We start from the raw sequence: 1,428 nt of genomic DNA, 5'->3' as shown, positions 1-1,428 counted from the left end.
ATATCAAGGGGTTTCGTGCGTTTTCCCTGGCACCGGAGCTGTAATCACTGGTGGTAATAAACACCCCTTTGGTAGCACCTTCGCCTTGCAGGGCTCCAGCAAACTTCTGGATTTCCGGGCGGCCTACGGTGCTTTCCCAGCGTTTGGCTTGCAGGTAGATGGTATCCAGCCCGAGACGGTCTTCATGGATCACACCATCAATGCCGCCATCGGCCGATTGCTGAGTGGCACGGCCGGCCTCTTCGCGAGAGCCGCCGTAACCCATTTTCAGCATGAGATCGACGACCAGTTGTTCAAAGAAGGTGGGCGTTTGGCTTTTGATAATGTCGAGCAGGTCAGAGGCCAGGGATTCTCTTAAAGAGCTATAGGCACCTTCTATCTGTTCTTCCGGTGTAATGGTTAGCTCATCATCACTCGTGGAAGTCCCATCACTAACAACAGCAGCAGAAGGTTGTGCTTTCTTTTTACTGGTGTGGAAAGCCAGAAACGCTTCAAACTGTTTCAGGTACTTCACATTCACTTTTTCCGGGCACTCTTCGATTGCCTTCAGGCCTCTTTCGGTGATCTGAAGCTGAGAGCGCCCAGGAGCGTTGAGCAAGCCTGCTTTTTTCAGGTAAGTGCGAGCCCAGGCTATGCGGTTACGAATGACGGTTTGCTTCCCGGAAGGCAGTCGCTCGAGTTTTTCTTCTTCTGTGAGTTGAAACTCTGAATAGAGTGAGTCACACACGGAGTTGAACATGTGGATCTGGCCATCTGCAATGGTTGTGAGCAGAGGCCGCATGGTACTTTGAAAATCAGGGATGGCCATGAAGTGTCTTTTGGGGGATACGCTACCGCCCGGAGATTTGGCCGTAGTCTGTTATTGACTGGCGAAGCGTGGGTCTCGGTAGCTGAGAAGGATAAATAGAAAAAGAGTTTACAGGCAGCAGGATTAGAAAGGTATAGCAGTAGGGCACAGTCTGTCTGGAAGACTGTGCCCACGTGAGTGAATGCTATGAAACGGGTTTGATTCCAATGATCATAGGTACTAGCCTGCGGAAGCCGGGCTTGGGAACGGAGGTCAGGTTGACTTCAACAGGAAAATCCATGGTTTTCAGAGATGCCAAGCAGGCCGGATCAATGTCTACCTCTTCGACCTCATAGCCTCCACAGTCGGTCACACGAAAGTTTTTGGAGCTGTACTGCTCCAGAGGTTTGGCAAAGTAGGCTTTAGAGAGCTCGAAGTCACTTCTGTTCTTATGGGAGTAGCCATTACCAAATTTATACCCCAGCAAAATATTCCCGCCCTGAGTTGCTGAAAGCTTCTCTTCTGGTGGAGCTATGAGGTGGCTGATTCGGAGATTGGCTTGGTCTACAGAATCTATCACCTGAAGCTTCAACTCTTGCCGTTGTAGGGCATGGTAGGGGTTGAATATCCATTCTCGGGGG

At 50.6% G+C, this 1,428-nt stretch carries 2 protein-coding genes; both read right to left on the bottom strand.

Annotated elements, in window-relative coordinates; all coding sequences use genetic code 11:
- Positions 1 to 808, bottom strand: an 808-nt coding sequence (locus E1189_RS01500; protein WP_155158333.1) for a restriction endonuclease, incomplete at its 3' end; no start/stop codon positions are given.
- A gap of 184 nt (positions 809 to 992) precedes the next feature.
- The coding region (locus E1189_RS01495) for a hypothetical protein (RefSeq protein ID WP_230459962.1) at positions 993 to 1,428 on the bottom strand (436 nt) is incomplete at its 5' end.

The organism is Parendozoicomonas verongulae, assembly GCF_009711465.1.
Taxonomy (GTDB): Bacteria; Pseudomonadota; Gammaproteobacteria; order Pseudomonadales; family Endozoicomonadaceae; genus Sansalvadorimonas; species Sansalvadorimonas verongulae.
This window is presented reverse-complemented; position numbering and strand designations above follow the sequence as displayed.